Source organism: Mordavella massiliensis (assembly GCF_016902415.1).
Classification (GTDB): Bacteria; Bacillota; Clostridia; order Lachnospirales; family Lachnospiraceae; genus Merdimonas; species Merdimonas faecigallinarum.
Genome location: NZ_JACJLV010000100.1, coordinates 1 through 1,508, shown reverse-complemented (window position 1 = coordinate 1,508; position 1,508 = coordinate 1). Strand labels below are relative to the sequence as shown.

Below are 1,508 nucleotides of genomic sequence, written 5' to 3'. Positions count from 1 at the left end.
TTATTACTCTATAGTCACCATCGCCAGCAGTACATTTCCACTTATACAAAAACGGAAATACTTGTTCAACTTTTATCTCCGCTCCTCTTTCTTCACTTTCTACATGAGGTTCATCAAACCCTAGATTAAAAAAGTACACATTTTTCATGACCGCTCCGTTATGACGACTGATCCGGTCGAGTTCATAGATATAAATATCGTATAAATCTTTTTTGTCAAATTCATCTACTTTTATTCTGGTGATCATCCCGTCTTTGGCAAATGCTATCGGGCTTATTACTTTTATTACAATGAGTAATAAACATATTACGATTATAATATATCGTATCTTTTTTTTAATCACTATACTCCCTCCTACAGTAATTCTCATTGCTAAGAATCAACCTGTTTTCGATTTCTTTTCGTATCTGCTTATACCAAACTGCAATATTTAGATAAAATTTTTATTGCCACCCCTCTTTTCTTTTATTACATCATACAACATAGAGCAGTTCTTCTGCTACCTTTTTGTACTAAGACTTTCTAAAAGTTTAATCTCTAACTTTGTTTGTTTTCCATCAATACTTGTCTCTACCCTTATATCACTATTTCCCATATCCTCCATCTCCACTCCTACGATATAAGTTTTACTTGTATCAAGACCCGTAAACTCCGTAGATGCCTTAGTAAAAACAAAATCCGATTTAATATCTTCTCCTCCTATTTCCGCCAAGAAAAAATCTGCCGGAAAAGCATTGGGATTAAATAAACTAATTTTACCTGTCGCCGTTTGCAATTCGGTACTATTATAAATAATTATTTTCGCTTCCTTATCCCAGATCGAAGGATACTCCCTAATTTCTATATTTTGATCCGTCACACTCTCTGGAATATACCTTCTGATTCTTTTTGATGAACAATGTTGATTCAATGTAAAACGCTGATTAAACTGATCTTCTAACACTCTTATCTCATGTGCTTCATCCCATTCAAATTCCTTTTTCAAAACAGCATTTACCTTATCATAATACTTGTATATGCAATGTCCATTCTCATGACCTTGTTCTTCGGCCAGGACATCCCCGTTCACACTTTTTTCCATGGGAATGATAAAATATCCAGACACAATTAGTATTGCTATAAGTACTGCACACCGAATACTTATATCTTGCTTTTTCAACTTCGACTCAAGTCGCACCTTCAAAATACGTTTCCCTAATAAAGTTGCGATTATTACCATGCCTAAGATAAATAATACCCTTAAAAATCCGTTCTGCAACTTTACCCCCTGTTGTTCTGCCACATATTCCATCCCGAATAAAAAAATGGCCAAGCATAATATTTGTAATCCTGCAGGCCACAGTATTCTGCAATAATCTCTAAACGCCTTCACTATTTATACGCCCCCTCAACTTTTGTATTATTTTCAGATTTCTTTCACTTATATTCTTTTTCTTTATTGCTCCAATTCCTGGCAACAAAAACTTTGAACGAGTTTCAACAATAAAACTATATCAACACCGAACCTC

2 protein-coding genes are annotated in these 1,508 nt (G+C 34.4%); both read right to left on the bottom strand.

Annotation, left to right across the window (positions count from 1 at the left end; all coding sequences use genetic code 11):
- The coding region (locus tag H6A13_RS12880) for a hypothetical protein (protein WP_204909934.1) at window positions 1–343 on the bottom strand (343 nt) is incomplete at its 3' end.
- Between the two features lie 156 nt (window positions 344–499).
- Entirely contained in the window at window positions 500–1,282 is a 783-nt protein-coding gene (locus tag H6A13_RS12875; RefSeq protein ID WP_204909933.1) for a hypothetical protein, read from the bottom strand.
- Window positions 1,283–1,508 lie beyond the last annotated feature (226 nt).